This window comes from Sphingomonas sp. PAMC 26617 (genome assembly GCF_000242835.1).
In the GTDB taxonomy this organism is placed as follows: domain Bacteria; phylum Pseudomonadota; class Alphaproteobacteria; order Sphingomonadales; family Sphingomonadaceae; genus Sphingomonas.
Genome location: NZ_JH594425.1, coordinates 1,937,759 through 1,958,749, shown reverse-complemented (window position 1 = coordinate 1,958,749; position 20,991 = coordinate 1,937,759). Strand labels below are relative to the sequence as shown.

25 protein-coding genes are annotated in these 20,991 nt (G+C 69.1%); 11 read left to right on the top strand and 14 right to left on the bottom strand.

Annotated elements, in window-relative coordinates:
• Nucleotides 1-54: 54 nt before the first annotated feature.
• Entirely contained in the window at nucleotides 55-1,194 is a 1,140-nt protein-coding gene (locus tag RH91_RS08680; RefSeq protein WP_010162291.1) for a methyltransferase, read from the bottom strand.
• Nucleotides 1,195-1,274: 80 nt separating this feature from the next.
• On the opposite strand from RH91_RS08680, the gene crtD reads away from it, so the two are divergent.
• Together crtD and RH91_RS08670 are read left to right on the top strand one after the other, a co-directional pair.
• A complete protein-coding gene (gene crtD / locus RH91_RS08675; protein ID WP_010162290.1) occupies nucleotides 1,275-2,837 on the top strand; it encodes a 1-hydroxycarotenoid 3,4-desaturase CrtD in 1,563 nt (520 codons plus the stop codon).
• Between the two features lie 122 nt (nucleotides 2,838-2,959).
• On the top strand, nucleotides 2,960-3,670 hold the full coding sequence (locus tag RH91_RS08670; RefSeq protein WP_232283444.1) for a hydratase: 711 nt from the start codon (nucleotides 2,960-2,962) through the stop codon (nucleotides 3,668-3,670).
• Here RH91_RS08670 and RH91_RS08665 read toward each other — a convergent pair.
• The 4 genes from RH91_RS08665 to RH91_RS08650 all read right to left on the bottom strand — a co-directional run bounded on the left by RH91_RS08665 (nucleotide 3,617) and on the right by RH91_RS08650 (nucleotide 7,560).
• Nucleotides 3,617-3,808 carry a hypothetical protein gene (locus RH91_RS08665; protein WP_010162288.1) on the bottom strand — a complete coding sequence of 64 codons (192 nt, stop codon included), beginning with the start codon at nucleotides 3,806-3,808 and terminating at the stop codon, nucleotides 3,617-3,619. The genes RH91_RS08670 and RH91_RS08665 overlap by 54 nt on opposite strands.
• A gap of 100 nt (nucleotides 3,809-3,908) precedes the next feature.
• Complete coding sequence (bchO, locus tag RH91_RS08660) at nucleotides 3,909-4,781, bottom strand: alpha/beta fold hydrolase BchO (RefSeq protein ID WP_010162287.1); 873 nt, start codon at nucleotides 4,779-4,781, stop codon at nucleotides 3,909-3,911.
• Entirely contained in the window at nucleotides 4,778-6,583 is a 1,806-nt protein-coding gene (locus tag RH91_RS08655) for a magnesium chelatase subunit D (protein ID WP_010162286.1), read from the bottom strand. Before RH91_RS08655 ends, bchO begins: the two co-directional genes overlap by 4 nt.
• On the bottom strand, nucleotides 6,580-7,560 hold the full coding sequence (locus tag RH91_RS08650; protein ID WP_010162285.1) for an ATP-binding protein: 981 nt from the start codon (nucleotides 7,558-7,560) through the stop codon (nucleotides 6,580-6,582). Before RH91_RS08650 ends, RH91_RS08655 begins: the two co-directional genes overlap by 4 nt.
• Before the next feature lie 77 nt (nucleotides 7,561-7,637).
• Here RH91_RS08650 and RH91_RS08645 point away from each other — a divergent pair, with 77 nt between their 5' ends.
• A complete protein-coding gene (locus RH91_RS08645) occupies nucleotides 7,638-8,105 on the top strand; it encodes a TspO/MBR family protein (protein ID WP_010162283.1) in 468 nt (155 codons plus the stop codon).
• 92 nt (nucleotides 8,106-8,197) lie between these two features.
• Nucleotides 8,198-9,001, top strand: a complete 804-nt coding sequence (locus RH91_RS08640) for a DUF2189 domain-containing protein (protein WP_010162282.1) — start codon at nucleotides 8,198-8,200, stop codon at nucleotides 8,999-9,001.
• Between the two features lie 20 nt (nucleotides 9,002-9,021).
• Here the strand turns inward: RH91_RS08640 and RH91_RS08635 are convergent, their stop codons facing one another.
• A complete protein-coding gene (locus tag RH91_RS08635; protein ID WP_010162281.1) occupies nucleotides 9,022-9,666 on the bottom strand; it encodes a tetratricopeptide repeat protein in 645 nt (214 codons plus the stop codon).
• A gap of 220 nt (nucleotides 9,667-9,886) precedes the next feature.
• Between RH91_RS08635 and RH91_RS08630 the strand changes: the two genes are divergently transcribed.
• The 7 genes from RH91_RS08630 to RH91_RS08600 all read left to right on the top strand — a co-directional run bounded on the left by RH91_RS08630 (nucleotide 9,887) and on the right by RH91_RS08600 (nucleotide 15,387).
• Nucleotides 9,887-10,357, top strand: a complete 471-nt coding sequence (locus RH91_RS08630) for a dihydrofolate reductase (RefSeq protein ID WP_010162279.1) — start codon at nucleotides 9,887-9,889, stop codon at nucleotides 10,355-10,357.
• An 87-nt stretch (nucleotides 10,358-10,444) separates the two neighbouring features.
• Nucleotides 10,445-11,620: a dipeptidase gene (locus tag RH91_RS08625; RefSeq protein ID WP_010162278.1), complete on the top strand. Its 1,176-nt coding sequence runs from the start codon at nucleotides 10,445-10,447 to the stop codon at nucleotides 11,618-11,620.
• Nucleotides 11,621-11,653: 33 nt separating this feature from the next.
• Nucleotides 11,654-12,583 (top strand): bifunctional riboflavin kinase/FAD synthetase, encoded by a 930-nt coding sequence (locus tag RH91_RS08620; RefSeq protein WP_010162277.1) that lies wholly within the window; start codon nucleotides 11,654-11,656, stop codon nucleotides 12,581-12,583.
• Between the two features lie 170 nt (nucleotides 12,584-12,753).
• On the top strand, nucleotides 12,754-13,077 hold the full coding sequence (locus tag RH91_RS08615) for a glycine zipper 2TM domain-containing protein (protein WP_010162275.1): 324 nt from the start codon (nucleotides 12,754-12,756) through the stop codon (nucleotides 13,075-13,077).
• Between the two features lie 75 nt (nucleotides 13,078-13,152).
• Nucleotides 13,153-13,581: an OsmC family protein gene (locus RH91_RS08610; RefSeq protein WP_010162274.1), complete on the top strand. Its 429-nt coding sequence runs from the start codon at nucleotides 13,153-13,155 to the stop codon at nucleotides 13,579-13,581.
• Between the two features lie 116 nt (nucleotides 13,582-13,697).
• Nucleotides 13,698-14,264 (top strand): glycine zipper 2TM domain-containing protein, encoded by a 567-nt coding sequence (locus tag RH91_RS08605; RefSeq protein ID WP_029623717.1) that lies wholly within the window; start codon nucleotides 13,698-13,700, stop codon nucleotides 14,262-14,264.
• 124 nt (nucleotides 14,265-14,388) lie between these two features.
• Entirely contained in the window at nucleotides 14,389-15,387 is a 999-nt protein-coding gene (locus RH91_RS08600; protein WP_010162272.1) for an adenosine kinase, read from the top strand.
• Nucleotides 15,388-15,626: 239 nt separating this feature from the next.
• Here RH91_RS08600 and RH91_RS08595 read toward each other — a convergent pair whose 3' ends face one another.
• The 8 genes from RH91_RS08595 to RH91_RS08560 all read right to left on the bottom strand — a co-directional run bounded on the left by RH91_RS08595 (nucleotide 15,627) and on the right by RH91_RS08560 (nucleotide 20,991).
• Nucleotides 15,627-17,180, bottom strand: coding sequence for an amino acid permease (locus RH91_RS08595; RefSeq protein WP_010162271.1), 1,554 nt, complete (start codon nucleotides 17,178-17,180; stop codon nucleotides 15,627-15,629).
• A gap of 90 nt (nucleotides 17,181-17,270) precedes the next feature.
• A complete protein-coding gene (locus RH91_RS08590) occupies nucleotides 17,271-17,648 on the bottom strand; it encodes a histidine triad nucleotide-binding protein (RefSeq protein ID WP_010162270.1) in 378 nt (125 codons plus the stop codon).
• Between the two features lie 10 nt (nucleotides 17,649-17,658).
• A complete protein-coding gene (locus RH91_RS08585) occupies nucleotides 17,659-17,982 on the bottom strand; it encodes a phosphoribosyl-ATP diphosphatase (RefSeq protein ID WP_010162268.1) in 324 nt (107 codons plus the stop codon).
• 32 nt (nucleotides 17,983-18,014) lie between these two features.
• Nucleotides 18,015-18,188: a hypothetical protein gene (locus tag RH91_RS08580; RefSeq protein ID WP_157136884.1), complete on the bottom strand. Its 174-nt coding sequence runs from the start codon at nucleotides 18,186-18,188 to the stop codon at nucleotides 18,015-18,017.
• A gap of 143 nt (nucleotides 18,189-18,331) precedes the next feature.
• On the bottom strand, nucleotides 18,332-19,099 hold the full coding sequence (hisF, locus tag RH91_RS08575; RefSeq protein ID WP_010162267.1) for an imidazole glycerol phosphate synthase subunit HisF: 768 nt from the start codon (nucleotides 19,097-19,099) through the stop codon (nucleotides 18,332-18,334).
• A 244-nt stretch (nucleotides 19,100-19,343) separates the two neighbouring features.
• Nucleotides 19,344-20,078, bottom strand: a complete 735-nt coding sequence (gene hisA / locus RH91_RS08570) for a 1-(5-phosphoribosyl)-5-[(5-phosphoribosylamino)methylideneamino]imidazole-4-carboxamide isomerase (RefSeq protein WP_010162266.1) — start codon at nucleotides 20,076-20,078, stop codon at nucleotides 19,344-19,346.
• Nucleotides 20,075-20,680, bottom strand: a complete 606-nt coding sequence (gene hisH, locus RH91_RS08565) for an imidazole glycerol phosphate synthase subunit HisH (protein ID WP_010162265.1) — start codon at nucleotides 20,678-20,680, stop codon at nucleotides 20,075-20,077. Before hisH ends, hisA begins: the two co-directional genes overlap by 4 nt.
• Nucleotides 20,677-20,991, bottom strand: a complete 315-nt coding sequence (locus tag RH91_RS08560) for a YciI family protein (protein WP_010162264.1) — start codon at nucleotides 20,989-20,991, stop codon at nucleotides 20,677-20,679. The genes hisH and RH91_RS08560 overlap by 4 nt, the downstream gene beginning before the upstream one ends.

Sequence of the window (20,991 nt, the reverse complement as noted above, 5' to 3'; positions counted from 1 at the left end):
ACAATGCCACTACGGCTCGTCTTGAGTGTAAGCTTAGTTGGACACTTTTAGTTGTCAATCCTTTATGTCGCCTGATTGGCGGCGTGCAATGATGACCCGGCAGGTCAGCGGCATCGCGGTTGCCAGCGTCCGCATCGTGGCGAAGCCTGCGGTGCGCAACATCGCGTGGATTTCGCGGGGAGTCCGGGGTCGCCCCAACCCCATGGCGAGCAGATACAGGCCGAAATAGGCGTCGCCCGCGGGCTCTGCGCCGCGCGTGCCCGCCATCGGTTCTGCAATCAGCAGCGTGCCGCCGGGGGGCAGCGCGGCATGGATCGCGCGCAGCAACGCCAGAGCGGGCGCATCGTCATGATCATGCAGCACGCGGACCAGCGTGATCAAATCGTGTCCGGCAGGGAGCGGATCGAGCAGGAAATTCCCGCCGTGGACCGTCGTTCGCGCACCAAGGCCAGCGGCGGCGAGTCGGGCCTGCGCCCGCGCGCCGACCGCAGGGAGATCGAACACGGCGAGGTCGATCCCGGATACGTGGTTGCCGACCGACTCGACGAACCGCCCCTCCCCGCCGCCGACATCGAGCATCCGGCGATGCTGCGCGAAGCGATAGGACCGCAGGATCTGCGCCGCCACCAGCGGCTGCGACGCCGCCATCAGCCGCGAATAGGCGTCGACCGCAGCCGTATCGCCATCGCCCGGATGCTCGGCATAGCGCCAGAAGCCCGCGAGTGCCCCGCCCCCTCCGCCGCGTCGCAACAGCGCCACGGGATCGGCGAGATCCGCATAGAGCAGGTGATGGTGCGCGACCATTTCGGCGATGCCGCCATTCCCGCGCAGCGCCGCGCCGTTGCTGCCGAGGACCCATGCCGCGCCAAAGGGTTCGACCAGCCCAAGCGATGCCGCTGCGCGCAGCAGGCGCAACGCGGAGTCGGGGGACAGGTCGCAGTGGCGCGCGATCACCCCGGTCTCCAGCGGGCCTTCCGCCAGCAGGTCGAGCAGCCCGAGCTCGACGCACGCCGCAAGCGTCTGCGCGTAGACGAACCCCGCGACGAGATCGAACAGCCCTCGCGCGCGCGCGCGCGCAACCGGGCGGGTCAGCCAGCATCGCGCGGCAAAGTCCTGAAACCGTGGGGAGGACAGAATGGCGTTGCGCCAGCCGATCCAGGTTCCGCGCATCCGATGCAGATAGTCCTTTGACATGCTTTCCAATCTGGACGACACCTTGTGTCCATTTGATTGGACACCAAAGGGGTCGCGGTCAACTGTCGTGGAGAAGGCCGGTGGCAACGCAGGACCATGCCGTCATCATCGGGGCTGGAGTCGGGGGGCTCGTCAGCGCGGCGCTGCTTGCGGCGCAGGGGATGGCGGTGACGGTGGTCGAGGCTGCCCCCACCCCCGGCGGCAAGCTGCGCGCGGTCCATGCCGGGGGAGCGGCGATCGACGCGGGGCCGACGGTGTTCACCTTGCGGCACGTGTTCGATGCGGTGTTCGACGCGTGCGGATCATCGCTCGACGCGCATCTCACCCTCACCCCCGCGACGATCCTCGCGCGCCATGCGTGGGGCGACGACCGGCTCGACCTGTTCGCCGATCCGGCCGAGAGCGAGGCGGCGATCGGCGCGCTTGCGGGCGCGCGCGAGGCGGCGGGGTATCGCGCATTCCGCGCCGAGGCGCAGCGGATCTTCGAGACGCTCGACCGGCCATTCCTGCAGTTACCACAGACCAACCCGCTCGGGCTGACGTGGCGGCTCGGGTGGCGCGGTTTTGCCGATCTCAACCGGATCCGCCCGTATGAGTCGCTGTGGCGCGCGCTCGGCGACCATTTCCGCGATCCGCGGCTGCGGCAGTTGTTCGGGCGCTATGCGACCTATTGCGGGTCGTCGCCGTTTCAGTGTCCGGGGACGCTGATGCTGATCGCGCATGTCGAGGCAGCGGGGGTGTGGCTGATCGAGGGCGGGATGCACCGCCTTGCGCTAGCGCTCGAGGCGCTGGCGCTGCGCAACGGCGCGACCTTTCGCTATGGCGCGCCGGTCGCCGAGATCCTCGTCGAGCGCGGGCGGGCGGCGGGGGTCGTGCTCGCGTCGGGCGAACGGATCGCGGCGGGCGCGGTGGTGTGCAACGCCGATCCTGCCGCGCTGGCGGGCGGCGCGTTCGGCGCAGGCGTGCGGCATGCGGTCGCGGCGCAACCGCCGGCGCGACGCTCGTTGTCGGCGCTGGTGTGGTGCGCGCGCGGGACTGCCGAGGGCTTTCCGCTGGTGCGGCACAACGTCTTCTTCTCGCGCGACTCAGCCGCCGAGTTCGGCGCGCTCGCGGGCGGGCGGCTGGCGAACGACCCGAGCGTCTACGTCTGCGCGCAGGACCGCGACGCGCGCGACGCCGCGCCGCGCACCGGCCCCGAACGCTTCCAGATCATCGTCAACGCGAGCCCCACCGGCGACACCCATCCCCTCACCCAAGCGGAGACGGACCAATGCACTCAGTCGATGCACGCAACGCTCACCCGCGCGGGCCTGACGCTCGATCTGCCGGAAGCGGCAACGGTGCTGACCCGGCCGCAGGACTTCCACCGGCTGTTCCCACGGACGGGTGGAGCCCTTTATGGACCGGACTCGCACGGGTGGGCGGCGTCCTTCCGGCGCCCCGGCAGCCGGACTCGGATCCCTGGGCTCTATTGCGCGGGCGGGAGTACCCATCCGGGCGCGGGCGTCCCGATGGCGGCCTTGTCCGCCCGCCTAGCCGTCGACTCCCTGCTCAGGGACCGCGCTTCGACGGTGTCGTCCCACCCGGTGGCTATGCCTGGTGGTATGTCGACGCGTTCAGCGCGGACCGTCGCTTCGGCCTGACGATCATCGCGTTCGTCGGCAGCGTCTTCTCGCCTTACTACAAACTGTCGGGGCGCGGGCGGCCGGACAATCACTGCGCGATCAACGTGGCGTTGTGCGGCCCGCGCGGGGGGGCGTGGGCGATGACCGAGCGCGGCGAAAAGCGCGTGCGGCGCGATGCGGATCATTTCGCGGTGGGGCCGAGCGCGCTCAGCTGGGACGGGGATACGCTGGTGATCGACATCGCCGAGATTTCCGCGCCCTTGCCCTATCCGGTGCGCGGCACGGTGCGGGTGCGGCCCGAGATGATCGGGACGACCGCCTTCGCGCTCGATCCCGACGCGCGCCACCGCTGGCATCCGGTCGCACCGCGCGCGCGAGTCGAGGTGGAGATGACGCACCCGGACGTGCGCTGGTCGGGGGACGGCTATTTCGATTCGAACTTCGGCGACGAACCGCTCGAGGCGGGGTTCGACGACTGGCACTGGGCGCGCGCGCATCTCAAGACCGACGTCGCGGTGTTGTACGAGGGGCGTCGCCGCAACGGCGCGCCGTTCGACCTTGCGCTGAAGTTCGACCGGCAGGGGCGCTGGCACGACGTCGCGCCGCCACCGCGCGTGGTGCTGCCGCGGACGCGGTGGCTGGTGGCGCGGGCGACTCGCGCCGATCCGGGTTCGGTGCCGCGCGTGGCGAAGACGTGGATCGACGCGCCGTTCTACGCGCGCTCGGCACTCGACACCCGGCTGTTCGGCGAGTCCGTCCGCGCGGTGCACGAGAGCCTGTCGCTCGGGCGGTTCCGCTCACCGGTCGTCCAGTCGATGCTCCCCTACCGGATGCCGCGCGCCTTCTGGTGAGTCGTCGTCTTTCCGAACCTTGTCGCGCGCGATCTCGCGGTTGATCGAGACGAGCTGCCAGATGATGAAGACGATCGTGGGCACGCCGACGATCGCCATGTCGAGCAGTCCGACGAGGCCGGGGTTGGCGGCGATCATGCTATTCACCCGCTTCCCGTTCGTTTCGAGCGAAGACGAGAAACCCGGCACAGCGGAGGTTTCTCGACTACGCTCGAAACGAACGGGTGGTAGGGGAGCGTCATTCCTTCCCTGCGAACCCTGCGATCAGCGCCGCAACCTCGGCGGGCTTTTCCTCATGCGCGAGATGACCGAGCCCGGGCAAAACCTCGATCCGGCTGTCGGGGATCAGCGCCGCCGCTGCCTTTACCGACGCCAACGGGATCGCCGAGTCCGCCGCGCCGTGCACCAGCAGCGTCGGCACGCGGAGCCGCGGCACGTCGCGCGCGAACGTGTCGAGGTCCCACGCCGCCATCATCGTGATCGCGCCTGCGACATGATCCGACGTCGCGAACAGCCGCCGGTAGAAATCGACCCCGGCCGAGTCGATCCGTGACCCCGTCGCGCGTTTGACATAGGCCGAAGCATCCCCGGGCCCGCGCACCATCGCGGCGACGATATGCGGCGCGAACGGATTGACGAACAGCATCCGCGCGAGCGTCGGGAACAGTTGCGCGGCAAGCCCCGGGAACGGCGTCAGCGCCGGGTTGAGGCCGATTACACCGCGCGGCCGGACCAGCCCGTCGAGCACCATTCGCACCCCGATCGCCGCCCCCGCCGAGTGCCCGACGACGAAATCGGGCGCGACCCCGAGCGTGCCGAGCAGATCGCCGACCGCGCGCGCCATCGCGGGCATCGCGAGCCCGCCGACCGGACGCCCGGTGGTGAAGCCATGCCCCGGCAGATCGGGCGCGACGACGGTGAAACGCTCCGCGAGCAGCGGCAGCAGCCCACGCCAGCTATGCGTCGCCGCGCCGGTGCCGTGGAGCAGCAGCACGACCGGCCCCGCCCCCATCTGCTGGACATGCCAGCGGATTCGCCCGCTCTCGACGAACCGGCTGGCGGCGCGATTGGGCCAGTCGCGCCCCTCGACCGACCAGCGCGGCGCGCTCATGCCGCCTGCACCGCGGCGACCGCGCGGTGCATCGCCGTCGCATCGGCGCGCGGCAGCGGGAGGTAGCGCGCGCCCATCGCCAGCGCGAGTCGTGCGCCCTCGGGGCGGGGCCGCGCGGACGTATCGACGAACGCCGCGCTGATTCCGGTCTGGCCGATCGCGCGCGCGGCCTGTTCGGCGTCCTGCTCGGCGCGGTCACGGACCGCGCTGCCATCGGCGGCGATGTTGGCGCGGCCGTCGGTCAGCACGACGAGGAACGGCGTCCGTCCCCGCGCGCGCGCCGCTTCCGCCAGCAGCCGCGCGGCGTCGAGCCCGGCGGCGAGCGGCGTCCCCCCGCCCCCCGGCAGCGCCGCGAGCGCACGCCGTGCGCGGGTCAGCGAGCGCGTCGGCGGGAGCAACAGTTCCGCACCAACCCCGCGAAACGCGATCAGCGCGACCTGCGCGCGCTTTACATAGGCCTCGGCGAGCAACAGCTCGACCGCGCCCTTCGCCTCCGCCAGCCGCGCCGCCGCCGCCGACCCCGATGCATCGACCGCGAAGATCGTCAGTGTTTCGCTGCGAGTCTCGAACCGGCGGATGCGCAGGTCGTCGCGCCGGATCCGGATCGCGCCGTCGCCGCGCGCGCGCAGCGTCTGCCACGGCGCGGCGGCGCGCAGCGTATCGATCAGGCTGAGGCGCACGCCACCGCGCGGGAGCCCCGCGCGCGACGCGAGGGGGCGGCCGCGCAACGCGGACTTGCGGCGTTCGCCGGCACCGCGCGCGCGGTTCGCGCTACGCCGCCCGCGCCCGGCCGCGAGCTGTTCGAGCACGTCGCGCGGGAGCGTGGCGAGCGCGGCTTCGAGGATGACGTCTTCGGGGGCCTCGAGCGTGCCCTGCTCCTCCTCGCCCGAGTCGCTTTCGGGGGGTAGCGGCGGGGGTTCGCGCGCGCTGTCGGCTTCGGGCGGCGCGGGCAGCCGGGTCGCGCGGGGCACGAGGACGAGCCGGACCGCGAGCAACAGATCCTCGTCCGCGATGGCATCGCGCCCGGCAAGCGCGGCGGCGGCGCGCGCGGCGCGGAGCGCGAACAGCGGCGCGCGGGCGGAATCGATCCCGAGCGCCAGTGCGGTTGCGGCGAGGATGGCAAATGGGTCGGACGTCGGTATTTCCGCACCAAGTCTCTCTTCAGGCATCTGCGAATCCTGCGGCAATGGTGACAAACAGACCGCATCCTTCCCCGGCGAAGGCCGGGGCCCAGTCGCGCAGGTCGTAGTAACTAGGCGCATTCCTTCGCCAGAATTGTCCCTCGACTGGGCCCCGGCCTTCGCCGGGGAAGCGGAAGTCGGGCGACACCCCGACAGATCCATCCGAAATGCCAGCCGCTCGACCAGCGCCTGCGGCGGCGCTTCGTCCTCCACCCCGTCGTCGAGCGCGACCACCGCGACGCGCACCGCCGCCCCGTCGACCACGCCCGCATCGAGCACGCCCGCGAGTCGCGCGGCGGTCGCGTCGGTCATCCGCTCCGCCATCGGCAGCACCACCAAGCCGCCATCCGCCGCCGCCAGCAGCCCGAGTTGCCGCACCGGTCGCCCGAGCGCGAGCGTCGCGCCGAGATCGAGCCCGCCGAGCAACGCCTCGTCGTCAACGTGCGCGGGAATCCGTCGCAGCGGCGCGCCGTCGGGCAAGGCCGGATGGAGCGCCGCCACCACGTCGTCGCGCATGTCACCCCCGCCGCGCAAAATCATCCCGCCGAGACCGACCGGATCCATAGCGCACAACCGCGCCGCCAGCAGCGCATCGTCCAGCGCCGAAGGCGCGTCGGTCATGCCGCCGCCAGTTCGTCCAGCGCGCGCTCGATCCGCACGGTCGACCCGGTCTCGTCGAGCACCCCGCGCCGCAGCCGATGCCGCAGCGCAAGCGGCGCGATCCGCGCGATATGGTCGGCGGTGACCGCGCCCGCGGCGTCGAGCGCCGCCAGTGCCCGCGCCGCGCGGATCAGCGTCAGTTCGCCGCGCAACCCGTCCGCGCCGACCGCCATGCACAGCGTCGAGGCGCGCGCCAGCATCGGATCGGGCACGACTACCTCCGCAAGCCCGGCGCGGCCGCGCGCGATCCGCTTGAGCGTCTTCTTCTCCGCGCTCCGCCACGTTTCGGCAAAGGCTTCGGGCGTCCGCTCGAACGCGTCGCAGCGCCTGAGGATCTCGACCCGGCTCGCCAGGTCCTGCGGCGTGCGCACCTCGACCGACAGCCCGAAGCGATCGAGCAATTGCGGGCGGAGCTCGCCCTCCTCGGGGTTGCCGCTGCCGACCAGCACGAACCGCGCCGGATGCCGCACCGAAAGCCCCTCGCGCTCGACGACATTCTCGCCCGACGCCGCGACATCGAGCAGCAGGTCGACGATGTGATCCTCGAGCAGGTTGACCTCGTCGATATACAGGAACCCGCCATTGGCACGCGCGAGCAGCCCCGGCTCGAACGCCTTGACCCCCGCCCCAAGCGCCCGCTCCAGATCGAGCGCGCCGACCACGCGGTCCTCGGTCGCGCCAAGCGGGAGATCGACGAACGGGACGGCGACGGTTGCCTTTGCAGCGAGCGGCGGTGCGCCGTCGGGATGATAGCCCGCCAGCGCGGCGGGCATCGGCGGCAGCAACGCCGCCAGCGCGCGTACTGCGGTCGACTTGCCGGTCCCGCGATCGCCGAACACCATCACCCCGCCGATCCGTGGATCGACCGCCGCGAGCAGCAGCGCGAGCTTCATCTCGTCCTGGCCGACGATCGCCGAAAAGGGAAAAGCCGCTCGCATGCCCTCAGTGTATCATGCGCTTGACACCCGGCAAGTGGACACTGGCGTTTTGCGCGCGTTGCCACCAAATATGCTAAATGAACCCGCTTTATGTCTCCGGCGCGTGCGCCATCGCCCTGCTCGTCGTCGGTGGGCTCGCGACGCCGATCGGCGAATGGTACAAGAATTTGCGCAAGCCGTCCTGGCAGCCGCCCAACTGGCTGTTTGGCCCGGCGTGGACCGTCATCCTCGGGCTCGCCGCCTGGTCCGCCGCGATCGCCTGGACCGCCGCGCCCGATTCCGCCGCGCGGACCTCGGTCGTGATCCTGTTCGCGGTCAACGCGCTGTGCCATTTCCTGTGGAGCCCGTTGTTCTTCGCGCTCAAGCGGCCCGACTGGGCGCTGGGCGAAGTGGTGTTCCTGTGGGGATCGCTGGTCGCGTTGCTGGTCGGGCTGGCCCCGATATCGCCGTTCGCCGCGCTGTTGATCGTACCCTACTTCCTGTGGGTCAGCTTCGCCGCGGTCCTCAACTGGTCGATCGTACGGCTCAACGGCCCCTTCGCTTGATCTCCACCCGCTGATTTGTCCGCACGCCCGAACAGGCGTATGATCCCCAGACCGACAAGAAGGAAAGACGCACCACTCGAGAGGAAATCGCCATGCCCACCACGTGGAACGCCAACGCCGCCGCTACGCCTGCTGCTGCCCCCGATCTCCCCGAGATCCGGCGGATCAGCGCGAGCGATCTCACCTGGGCCCTGGCGGAGGGCTGGCGCGATTTCACCGAGAAGCGCGGCGACCTGATTTTTCTCGGGCTGCTCTATCCGATCGTCTGTTTCGTCGCGGTGCTGTTCAGCTTCAACGCGCCGCTGCTGCCGCTGCTCTTCCCGCTCGTCGCGGGGCTGTCGATCGCGGGGCCGGCGGTCGCCTCGGGCTTCTACGAACTCGCACGGCGTCGCGAGGAAGGCCGCGACTCGAGCTGGTGGCATTTCCTCGACCCGCTCAATGGGCGCAGCCGCACGCCGCTCGCGCTGCTGACACTGGGGATCGCAATGCTGTTCGTTGCGTGGCTCGCGGTCGCTTATGCGATCTACCAGGCGACGCTCGGCGCACTGGCACCGATGACGGTCGGCGACGTGTTCGGACGATTGTTCACCACAGCCGAGGGCTGGGAACTGATCGTGCTCGGCAATCTCGCGGGCGCGGGGTTCGCGGTGGCGACGCTGGTGCTTGCGGTCGTGTCCTTCCCGATGGTCGTGGATACGCCGGTCGACGCCGCGACCGCGGTGCGCACGTCGCTGAAGGCGGTACGCGAGAATCCGCGCGAAGTGTTTGGCTGGGGAATGCGAGTCGCGGGGTTGATGCTGCTGGGGATGATCCCCGCGGCGATCGGGCTGGCGGTGGTGCTGCCGTGGCTCGGCTATGCGACCTGGCACCTCTATACCCGGCTCGTGGTGCGCTGAGCGAGCGCGCCGGTCGCGCCTTACCGCTCGCCGGTGCGTTGCGCCGCCGCCGTCATCGTGCGGAACTGGTCGATCGCCGCGATCCGCTCGGCGATGTCCCCACGGTACGGCGCGTCGCGCGGCGTCACTGACAGCGCATAGCTCCAATAAGGCCGCGCGGCGGCAAATTCGCCGGCATCGACATACGCCATGCCGAGGAAGAAGGCGGGGCCGGGGGTATGCGGCGCCAGCGCCACCGCGCGCCGGAACGCGACCTTCGCCGCGGGGGACACGGCATGATCGTGGAGCGCGAGCGCATAGCCATAGGCGGTCCACAAGGTCGCATCGTCAGGGCGCAGCAGGAGGTCGCGCGCGAGCCCCTCCGCCGCAGCCCGTGTATCGCCGGACTGCAGCCGCCCGTCGGCGCTGGCCAGCGCGAGGTCGTCGACCGCGGACGGCGCGAACACCGCCGCGCGGAATGCGATCATGCCGGGATCGACCGTGATCGGGTCGACGTCGGCGGCGACCGGCTTGCCGGGCTGGTGGCGGGTGCTTTGCACCGCGAAGCCGGTCGCCCCGAGCAGCAGCGCGGCGCCGACGATCATCCACAACCGCCGCGCCACGCCGAGAACCGACAGCAGCGCTGCGGCACCCGATCCGAATGCGGCGAGGACAAGCAGGTTCATGAGCGTTCCCCCGAAGCGCTGGGCAGCAGCATTTGCGAAAGCTACGCCGGAACGGCGGGCAACGCTACACCCCGACGTGTCAGGATGCGTTGTCACTTCCCCGGAAAGCCTTCGCCCCCTTTCCGCGCCTGGGGACGAAATAGGAATCGACCCCGGTCCACCCCGACCGCTATCGCACCTGCGCGAACGGCAACCCGCCCTCCGCAGCAGGAGACCCGCCATGATCACGCTGATCCTCGCGCGCGCCGACAATGGCGTGATCGGCCGCGACGGCGCGCTGCCGTGGCACCTCCCCGCCGACCTCAAGCGGTTCAAGGCGCTGACGATCGGCAAGCCGATGATCATGGGGCGCAAGACATTCGAGAGTTTCCCGTCCCCCCTGCCCGGGCGTCGCCACATCGTGCTGACGCGCGACCCGCGCTGGTCCGCGCCCGGCGCGGAGGTCGTCCACACGATCGCGGACGCGATCGCCCTCGCCGGGACCGGGGAGATTGCCGTCATCGGCGGCGCGGACATCTTCGCGCTGTTCGAACCGCGCGCCGACCGGATCGAGCTGACCAAAGTCCATGCCACGCCCGATGGCGACGTGGTCGTTCCGCGCTTCGAAGGCTGGCAAGAAATCGCGCGCGCAGCGAATCCCGCAGACGACGGCCGACCCGCCTACAGCTTCGTCACGCTCGCAAGACCCTGACCGCCGCCGGGCTTGTCCCGGTGTCGGGCGCGCCGCATACCGTCCCCCAGATCGGGCGACCACAGCCCGGCGGGCCGGAGAGTGACGATGCTGCGCAAGATCCTGGGGGCCGTGCTCGGCCTCGTCGCGATCGGGGCGATCCTGTTCTTCGTGCTCGCTCCGGGGCTCATCGAACGCGGGATGAACACGGTCGAGCCGGTCCCCCTCCGCATCTCGCCACGGGCGCAGGCGCTCCATGCGCGGTTGCAGGTCGCCGACATGCATGCCGACACGTTGCTCTGGCAACGCAGCCTGCTCGCCCCCGCGCACCAGGGGCAGGTCGATCTCCCCCGCCTGCTCAAGGGCAATTATGCGCTGCAGATATTTTCGTCGGTCACCAAGACCCCGGCGAACCAGAATTACGACGCCAACCCGGCCAACACCGACACCATTACCGCGCTGACGATCGCCGATCTGCAACCGCCGCGCACTTGGACGTCGCTGCTCCAGCGCTCGCTGTGGCACGCCCAGAAGCTGGACCGCTATGCCGCCGCCTCCAACGGCCAGTTGCGCGTGATCCGCTCGTCGGCACAGCTCGACCGGCTGCTCGCGGACCGCGCCGAGGGGGCGAAGGTCGTCGGCGCGATGCTGTCGATCGAAGGACTGCAGGATCTCGAGGGCAAGCTCGTCAATCTGGACACGCTATATGGTGCTGGCTTCCGCATGGCGGGCCTCGCGCATTTCTTCGACAATGACGTGGCGGGATCGATGCACGGCGAGGCGAAGGGCGGGCTGACCCCGCTCGGGCGGCAGGTCATGCGGCGGATGGAGGCGCTCGGGATGATCGTCGACATCGCGCACGCAAGCCACGCGACGATCGCCGAGGTCCTCGCGATCGCGCGCCGCCCGGTGGTGGCGAGCCATGGCGGGGTGCAGGCGACCTGCAAGGTCAACCGCAACCTGACCAACGCCGAGATTCGCGGCGTCGCGCGGACCGGCGGGGTAGTCGGGATCGGTTATTGGGATGCCGCGATCTGCTCGACCCGGCCCGAAGCCGCGGCGGCGGCGATCGCGCATGTGCGCGACCTCGTCGGGATCGATCACGTCGGGCTCGGATCGGATTTCGACGGCGCGGTGACGACCGGGTTCGATTCGGGGCAGATCGTCGCGATCACTCAGGCGCTGCTCGATCGTGGGTTCAGCGATGCGGATGTCGCCAAGGTGATGGGCGGCAACGTGCTGCGCGTGCTCCGCGCCGGGATCGTTCCCGACAAAGCCGCCTAGCGCAGTCGGCCCGGCCCGCTTATAGGCGCACCCATGGAGCGGCTCGACGGCGGCTCGGTTGTTCCGGAGCGCTTGCGCGGCGGGATCATCGCGCTCGGCAATTTCGATGGATTTCACCTTGGGCATCAGGCCGTGGTCGGCCGTGCGGTCGCCCGCGCGCGTGCCGAGGGGCGTCCCGCGCTGGTCGGCACGTTCGATCCGCATCCGATCCGCCATTTCGTCCCCGACAGCGCGCCGTTCCGCCTCAGCACGCTCGACCAGCGAGAACGCTGGTTCGCGGAGGCGGGCGCGGATGCGATGGTGGTGTTCCGCTTCGACGCTGCGCTCGCGGCGCTGGATGCGGAAGCGTTCGTCGCGGAACGGCTGATCGCGGCGCTGGGCGTCGGCGGGGTCGTGACCGGCGGGGATTTCACCTTCGGCAAGGCGCGCAGCGGCTCGGTCGCGGCGCTCGCGACGTTCGGCGCGATGCATGGTTTTTCGGTCGATACGGTCGATCCGGTGACGCTCGACGGTGAACCGGTGTCCTCGACCCGGATCCGCGAGCTGTTGCAGCAGGGCGATCCCCGGGGCGCGGCGCGGCTGCTGACGCGCGCCTTCACGATCGCGGGGGTCGTCCAGCACGGCGACAAGCTCGGCCGTACGATCGGCTATCCCACCGCCAATCTCGACATGGGCGGCTATGTGCGCCCGGCCTACGGCATTTATGCGGTGCGCGGTATGCTGGCGGACGGGCGTGTCGTCGACGGCGCGGCGAACCTCGGGATCCGGCCCAGCTTCGACCCGCCGAAGGAGCTGCTCGAGCCGTTCTTCTTCGATTTTTCCGAGGATCTGTACGGGCAACCGCTCGAGGTCGCGCTGGTCGAGTATCTACGCCCCGAAGCGAAGTTCGACTCGCTCGAGGCGCTGACGACGCAGATGGACGCCGATTGCGCGCGCGCGCGGACGTTGCTCGCCACCGCCTGAACTGCGGCCCACCGGTTAACCAAGACGAGCGCAAGTCCCCGGCACCCGGAAGGCAATGCCGGGCAAAGCTGAACGCGAGGTTGTTTCAGGTTCATGCAACCCCGCCTAACTACGTATCGTTACTGCTATGGAATTGATCCAGAGCAAAGATCGTAACTGGGAGTAATAGAATGCGTACGTTCCTGATGGCGCTCAGCGCCGCATCGCTCGTCATCCCCGCCACCATGGCGGTCCCGACCACCCAGGCGGCCGCGCGCGAGCATCATGGCCGCTACAAGCCGCGTGTCTATCAGGGCCGTGACGGTCGCCGCTACTGCCGCCATTCGGACGGCACGACCGGCCTGCTCGTCGGCGGCGTCGGCGGCGCGCTGCTCGGCAACCAGGTCGCGGGGCGTGGCGACAAGACGCTCGGCACCGTGCTCGGTGGCGTTGCCGGCGCGTTCGGTGGCCGTGCGATCGACCGGTCGATGACCGCGGATCGCCGCTGCCGCTAAAATCCCGAAATATCGACCCTATATCCAGCGCGGGCCCGCAAGGGCTCGCGCTTTTTCACGTCCAGGAGAATGACGATGACCACACGCAGCGGCTCGGCCACCTACGAAGGCTTTGGCAAGGACGGCAAGGGCCATGTCTCGACCCAGTCCGGCATTCTTTCGGACACGCAATACGGCTTCAACAGCCGCTTCGAGGAAGGCCCCGGCACCAACCCCGAGGAGCTGATCGCCGCCGCGCACGCGAGCTGCTTCACAATGGCGCTGAGCTTCGCGCTCGCCAAGGAGGGGTATGCCGACGGCAAGCTCGAGACGACCGCCAAGGTCACGCTCGACAAGGATGGCGACGGGTTCACGATCACGCGTTCCGCGCTCGACCTCAAGGCGACGATCGCCGGGATCGATCCCGCCAAGTTCGAGGAAATCGCAGCCGGCGCCAAGGCGAATTGCCCGGTATCGAAAGTGCTTAACGCCGAAATTACTTTAACACATAGCCTTAACGCCTGATATTCCTGACACTTGCGTGAACGGTACGTAGTTTTCCGTTCACGCAACTTTCCGCATCGGCCATGTGTTCTCCCGATTGATCCACGATATGGATTTGATCCGAGGAGTTCTCTTCAATGCGTAAGTTCTTTATGGCAGTGGCAATCGCGACGACGGCCCTGAGCGCGTTGCCCGCCACCGCGCAGGACAACCCCAACCGCGAATATCGCCAGGATGTCCGCGACGCGCAGCGCGACTATCGCCAGGACGTCCGCAATGCCGATTCGCGTGGCGATGTCCGCAACGCACGCCAGGATTACCGCCGCGACGTGCGCGACGCCCAGCGCGACCGCAACCGGGATCGCAACCAGAACCGCGACTGGCGCCAGTATCGCAACTATGATTACAATCGCTACGAGAATGGGCAGCGCGCCTATTACGCCGAAAACTATTATCGCGATGGCCAATATTACCAGCCGCGCCGCCTGACCCGCAACGACCGCATCTATCGCGGGCGCGACAACCGTTATTACTGCCGCCGTGGCGACGGCACGACCGGCCTGATCATCGGCGGTCTCGCGGGCGGCGCGCTCGGCAACACGATCGCGGGCGGTGGTTCGCGGCTGCTCGGCACGCTGATCGGTGGCGGCGCGGGTGCGTTGCTCGGCCAGTCGGTCGATCGCGGCAACGTCGTCTGCCGCTAAGCTGACCTGATCTGACGGTTCCGGGAGGCCCGGCGCGAAAGCGTCGGGCCTTTCCGCGTGGCGGTTGCGCGTATCCCGGCACCCCGGTACGGCGCGGCAACCTTTGCACAACCGGAGATTGCCTGTGACCGAGCCCACCTATGACGTCGTCGCGATCGGCAATGCCATCGTCGACGTACTGGCGCAGTCCGACGACGCGTTCCTTGCCGAAGCCGCGATGACCAAGGGCTCGATGCAGCTCATGTTCTCGCCCGAGGAAGCCGACGCGCTCTACGCCAAGATGGGCCCGGGGATCGAGGCAAGCGGCGGCTCGGCGGCGAACACCGTCGCGGGGATCGCGGCGATGGGCGGCAAGTGCGGCTTCATCGGCCAAGTCGCGAGCGACGAGCTCGGCGACATCTTCGCGCACGACATCCGCACGGTCGGGATCGACTTCACCACCGCCGCGCGCGACGGTGACCCGACGACCGCGCGATGCCTGATCTTCGTCACCCCCGACGGCCAGCGCACGATGAACACCTTCCTCGGCGCATCGCAGTTCCTCCCCGAGGCCGCGCTCGACCGTGACCTGATCGCGAGTGCCGCGATCCTGTATCTCGAAGGCTATCTGTGGGATCCGGAGGAACCGCGCCAGGCGATGCGCGCCGCGATCGACGTTGCGCGCGCGGCGGGCCGCAAGGTCGCGTTCACGCTCAGCGACGTGTTCTGCATCTCGCGCCACGGCGGCGACTTCCGCAAGCTGATGGCCGACGGTCTCATCGACATCATGTTCGCCAACGAGGCCGAGATCACCGCGCTGATGGACACACAGGATTTCGACGCGGCGGTCGCGGCGGCGGCGGCGGAAGTGCCGATGCTGGTCGTCACGCGCAGCGAGCACGGCGCGATCGCGGTTTCCGGCGGCGAAACCGTCAGCGTTCCGGCCGAGCCGATCGAGCGTGTCGTCGACACGACCGGCGCGGGCGACCTGTTCGCGGCGGGCTTCCTGCGCGGCCAGGCGCAGGGCAAGGACGTCGCGGCGTCGCTCAAGATGGGCGCGATCTGCGCGGCGGAGATCATCTCGCACTACGGCGCACGCGCGCAGGTGGACTTGAAGGCGCTGGTGGCGTCGAAGCTGGGCTGACTTTCTTAAGCCCCTCCCCTTCAGGGAAGGGGTTGGGGGTGGGGCAGTACAGCACGTCCACCTCTCTGCGAGGCACTTCCCCACCCCAACCCAGCGCCGGGTCGGTCATGCCCCCGGCATGACCTGAACAGCGCGGGGCGCTGTTCACCCGGCGCTCCTGAAGGGGAAGGGCTTAAGAAAAAAGCACAAAAAAGGCCGGGGATCGCTCCCCGGCCTTTTTGGTACGGATCTCGAAACGATCACCGCGGCTTCGGCATCCCCGCCAGTTCCGCCTCTTCCGGATCGTCGATCCCGCGCCCCACATGGCTGCGCTGGCGGCTGTAGAGGAAGTAGATCAGCAGCCCGATCACGCCCCAGCCCGGCAACACCAGCATCGCCACCAGCGGCAGGTTGAAGAACAGGAACAGGCACCCGACGATCGTCAGCGGCGCGACCACCCAGGCAAACGGCGTGCGGAACGCGCGCTTGCGGTCGGGCTGGACCTTGCGCAGCACCAGCAGCGCGATCGCCACCATCATGAACGCGTAGAGCGTCCCGGCATTGGCATAATCCGCAAGCTGACCGACCGGCAGGAACGCCGCCGCCAGCGCAACCGCGCACCCCGTGATCATCGTCACGATATGCGGGGTCTTCCACTTCGGGTGGACCTTGCTCCAGGCCGCCGGCAGCAACCCGTCACGGCTCATCACGAAGAAGATGCGGGTCTGGCCGAACAGCAGCACGAGGATCACCGAGGGAAGTGCGATGAACGCGGCATAGCCGAGCATGTTGCCGATCGGGCCGAAGCCGATCTGGCGCAGGACGTGTGCAAGCGCCTCGTTCGAGCAGACCAGCTTGCCGGCATGTTCCGCCATCGCGCACTGCCGCGCGAGTTCCTCGGATCCGGTCGGGAACGGAATGCCGTTCGGGCCCATGATCGGCTGGCCGCCGATCGTCCCGATCGCGCCCGCCGCAACGACGATGTAGAAGACCGTGCAGAACACCAGGCTGCCGATCAGCCCGATCGGCACGTTGCGCTGCGGGTTCTTGGTTTCCTCGGCTGCGGTCGAGACCGAATCGAAACCGACATAGGCGAAGAAGATCGTCGCCGCCGCGCCGACCGCGCCGACGCCGGTGCCGAAGCCGCCAAACAGGCCGGCGGGAAGGAACGGATTGAACTGCGCGGGGTCGATCCGCGGTACCGTCAGGAACATGAAGACGAGCAGCGCGGCGATCTTGATCATCACCAGCACCGCGTTGACCTTGGCGCTCTCGCTCGTCCCGATCACCAGCAGCCAGGTGACCAGAAAGGAAATCACCACCGCGGGCAGATTGATCAGCCCGCCGGGAGCCCCGCCGAGCGCGAGCGGCCCTGCCGAGAGATAGGCGGGCAAATGGATGCCGAACGTATGTTGCAGGATCGTGCCCGAGAAATAGCCCGACCACCCGACCGCGACCGCGCTGGCGGCGACCGCATATTCGAGGATCAGCGCCCAGCCGACCGTCCAGGCGAGAAATTCGCCCATTGAGGCATAGGTGTAGGTGTACGCGGACCCGGCGACCGGGATCATCGCGGCGATTTCGGCATAGCAAAGCGCGGCGACGATGCAGATCGCGCCTGCGATCGCGAAGGCGAGCATGAGACCGGGACCGGCCTTTTGCGCGCCTGCTGCAGTCAGCACGAAGATCCCCGTGCCGATGACGCACCCGATCCCGAACAACGTCAGCTGAAACCAGCCGAGCGTGCGGTGCAGCGATTTCTTTTCAGCAGTCGCAAGAATGGCGTCGAGAGACTTGATACGCCCAAACAGCATGCGATGGATTCTCCCGGGAGTTTGGCGGGCTTTGGCACCGCGCAATGATTGTGCGCGAGCCTAGCCGCAAATCGCCCTCGCGCAAGAGCCTTAGCGCGCGAGCATCGGCCCGAGCGCACGCCCGGCGAAAATGTGGACGTGCAGATGCGGGACTTCCTGCAGCGAATCGGGTCCGGCGTTCGCGAGCAGGCGGTAGCCGCTCGTCACCAGCCCCGCATCGCGCGCGACGGTGCCGACCGCGCGGACGAAGCCCGCGATCTCCGCGTCGGTGCCGCGCGCGCTGAAATCGTCCCACGAGACATAGGGCCCCTTGGGGATCACCAGGATGTGCGTCGGGGCCTGCGGGTTGATGTCGGGGAAGGCGATCGCGAAAGCGTCCTCGTACAGGCGCTTGGCCGGAATCTCGCCGCGCAGGATCTTGGCGAAGATGTTCTGGTCGTCATAGGGTAGCGTTGCGTCGACGGGCATGATGCTCTCCTCAAGGATTGGCGCGCGCGGCCTTTTCGGCGATTCCGGACATGCCTTCGCGCCGCGCGATCTCGGCGCGAACGTCGTCGAGCGAGACGTCGCAATCCGCCAGCAGCACGAGCAGGTGGAAAACGAGGTCGCTCGCCTCGCCGACCAGTGCCGCTCGGTCCTCGGTCAGCGCGGCGATAACGGTTTCGACCGCTTCCTCGCCGACCTTCTGCGCGATCTTCCTGCGGCCTTTGCCGAACAGGCTCGCGGTATAGGAGGTCGCGGGATCGGCACCCTTGCGGGCAAGGATCGTCGCGGCGAGCGTATCGATGGGGTCTTCGGCCATGCGGTCCGGGCTGGCGCAGTTGCGCTTTCGCGTCAATCCTTGGGCGGGCGCTTGGTGAAGCGTTTGCGCAAAGCGCGGCGGACGACGAACACGCCGAACGCCGCGAGCACGAACAGCGCGATGTCGGAAAGCGCGGGGCCGGTGCGCGGGGTGACGACACCGCTGTGCGGGGTGGAGGTCGCGTTCAGGCTCGCTGGCATCGTCACGATCAAAGCTGCAAATGCCGCACCACCCCGGCGGAGGCCGGGGCCAAATCGCGCAGGTTCGTGAAACCCGGGACGCCACCCTGATAGCAGGCGCTTGGCCGTTGGGCCCCGGCCTTTGCCGGGGTGGTTTCGCGACGGAGGCCTCACGCCACCGGCCGCCGCACCGGGATTCCCGCCGCCGCGAGCGCGGCATGCGCGTCGGCGATGCTCGCCTCGCCGAAGTGGAAGATCGACGCCGCGAGCACCGCGCTCGCATGCCCCTCGGCAATTCCGGCGACGAGATCGCCAAGCCCGCCGACCCCACCGCTCGCCACCACCGGCACGCGGACCCGGTCCGCGATCGTGCGGATCAGCGCGAGATCATAGCCACCCCGCGTCCCGTCGCGATCCATCGAGGTGACGAGCAACTCCCCTGCCCCGAGCTCGGCCAGCCGCAGCGCATGTGCGACCGCGTCGATCCCGGTCGCGCGTCGGCCGCCGTGGGTGAACACCTCCCACCCGTCCGCGACGCGCCGCGCATCGACCGAGGCGACGACGCACTGGCTGCCGAACCGGTCCGCCATCTTGCCGACCAGCTCGGGCCGCGCGACCGCCGCGCTGTTGACCGCGACCTTGTCCGCGCCCGCGAGCAGCAGCGCGCGCGCATCCTCGACCGAGCGCACCCCGCCGCCAACGGTGAGCGGCATGAAACACACCTCCGCCGTCCGCCGCACGACGTCGAGGATCGTCCCGCGCGCCTCATGGCTCGCGGTGATGTCGAGGAAGCAGAGTTCGTCCGCGCCCGCCGCATCATAGGCGCGCGCCTGTTCGACCGGGTCGCCCGCATCGCGCAGCTCGACGAAGTTGACGCCCTTGACGACGCGGCCGTTCGCGACGTCGAGGCAGGGGATGACGCGTGCACGGACGGTCATGCGGAAAGCCGCGCGCGTTTCGGTAATGCGGGGGCGTTCACCAAGCCAGCCTCTCGGTGAGACACGGCCCCACCCCTAACCCCTCCCCTGAAGGGGAGGGGAATGAGTGTGTTGCGCACGCTAAAAAGCCCCTCCCCTTTAGGGGAGGGGTTGGGGTGGGGGAGTCCAGCAGCGCTGCGCTCGATACTGCCCCTCTCCCCGGCCCTCTCCCCGCAAGCGGGGAGAGGGAGAAAACCCACCCCCCTCACGCCGCCTTCGCCACGGCCAGCGCCGCCGCCAGGTCGAGCCGGCCGTCGTACAACGCCCGTCCCGTGATCACGCCCTCGACCCCATCCCGGTTATGCAGCGCAAGCACGTGAATCTCGGCAATCCCCTTCACGCCACCGCTGGCGATCACCGGGATCCGCACGTTCCGCGCGAGATCGACCGTCGCCTCGACGTTGCAGCCCTTGAGCATCCCGTCGCGCCCGACGTCGGTGAACAGCAACGCCGCGACGCCCGCATCCTCGAACCGTCGCGCCATGTCGATCACCTCGACGCTCGACACATCCGCCCAGCCCTTGGTCGCGACGAACCCGTCGCGCGCATCGACCGCGACGACGATCCCGCCCGGGAAATCGCCCGCGGCCTCGCGCACCAGCTCGGGGTTTTCGAGCGCCGCCGTCCCGATCACGACGCGCGACACGCCGAGGTCGAACCAGCGCTCGATCCCCGCCCGGTCGCGGATCCCGCCGCCAAGCTGCACATGCCCCGGAAACTGCGAAACGATCGCGCGGACCGCATCGCCATTGACCGATTCCCCGGCGAACGCGCCGTCGAGGTCGACGACGTGGAGATGCTCCGCGCCGGCTTGCGCGAACACCATCGCCTGCGCGGCGGGGTCGTCGCCATAGACCGTCGCGCGGTCCATATCGCCCTCGGCGAGGCGGACGACCTGGCCGGCCTTGAGGTCGATGGCGGGGAAGACGATCAGGCTCATGGTTTCCAGCTCAAGAAGCGGGTGAGAAGGTCGAGCCCATAACGCTGGCTCTTTTCGGGGTGGAATTGCACGCCGAGCATATTGTCACGCCCGATCGCGGCGGTGACCGGCCCGGCATGGTCGGTGCCCGCGATCACATCCGCCCCGTCATATGCGAAGGAGTGGAGGAAATACGCTTCGCCCGGGACGATCAGCGGATGCGCGACGCTCGGCACCACGTCGTTCCAGCCCATGTGCGGCACCTTGGCGGCGGGATCGGCGGGCGCGAGATGGCGGACCGTGCCGCGCATCCAGCCAAGCCCGGCATGAGTGCCGAGTTCCTCCCCGGTCTCCGCCATCAACTGCATCCCGACGCAAATCCCGAGGAACGGCACGCCCTCCCCCCGCACGCGCCGTTCGAGCGCCTCGACCATCCCGTCTACCGCGCGGAGCGCCGCCGCGCAGGCGCCGAACGCACCGACGCCCGGCAGGACGATCCGATCGGCCTTTGCCACTGCAGCCGGGTCGGCGGTGACGACAATATCCAGCGCCCCTGCCGCCTTGAGTGCATTGGCGACCGAATGGAGGTTGCCCGCGCCATAATCGATCAGCGCGAGCGTCATGCCAGCAACGCCGCGATCTCGGGCGCGGCAAAGCTCGCGTTGAACTGGATCACGCGCGCGGTCGCGACGCCGCCGGTGACGAACGGATCGGTCGCGGCCAGCGCTTCCGCCTCGGCCTTTTGCCCCCGCGCGACGATCACCCCGCCGGTACGCGGGTTTTGCCGTCCGGCGACGAGGAACACGCCTTCCGCGAACCCCTTCTCCAGCCACGCGACGTGATGCGGCATCTGCGCATCGACCGCCTCGACCGATTCGCCATAATCGAGCAGGATCAGGCACAACGGACCGTCGGCGCGAAACCCGCCCGCCAT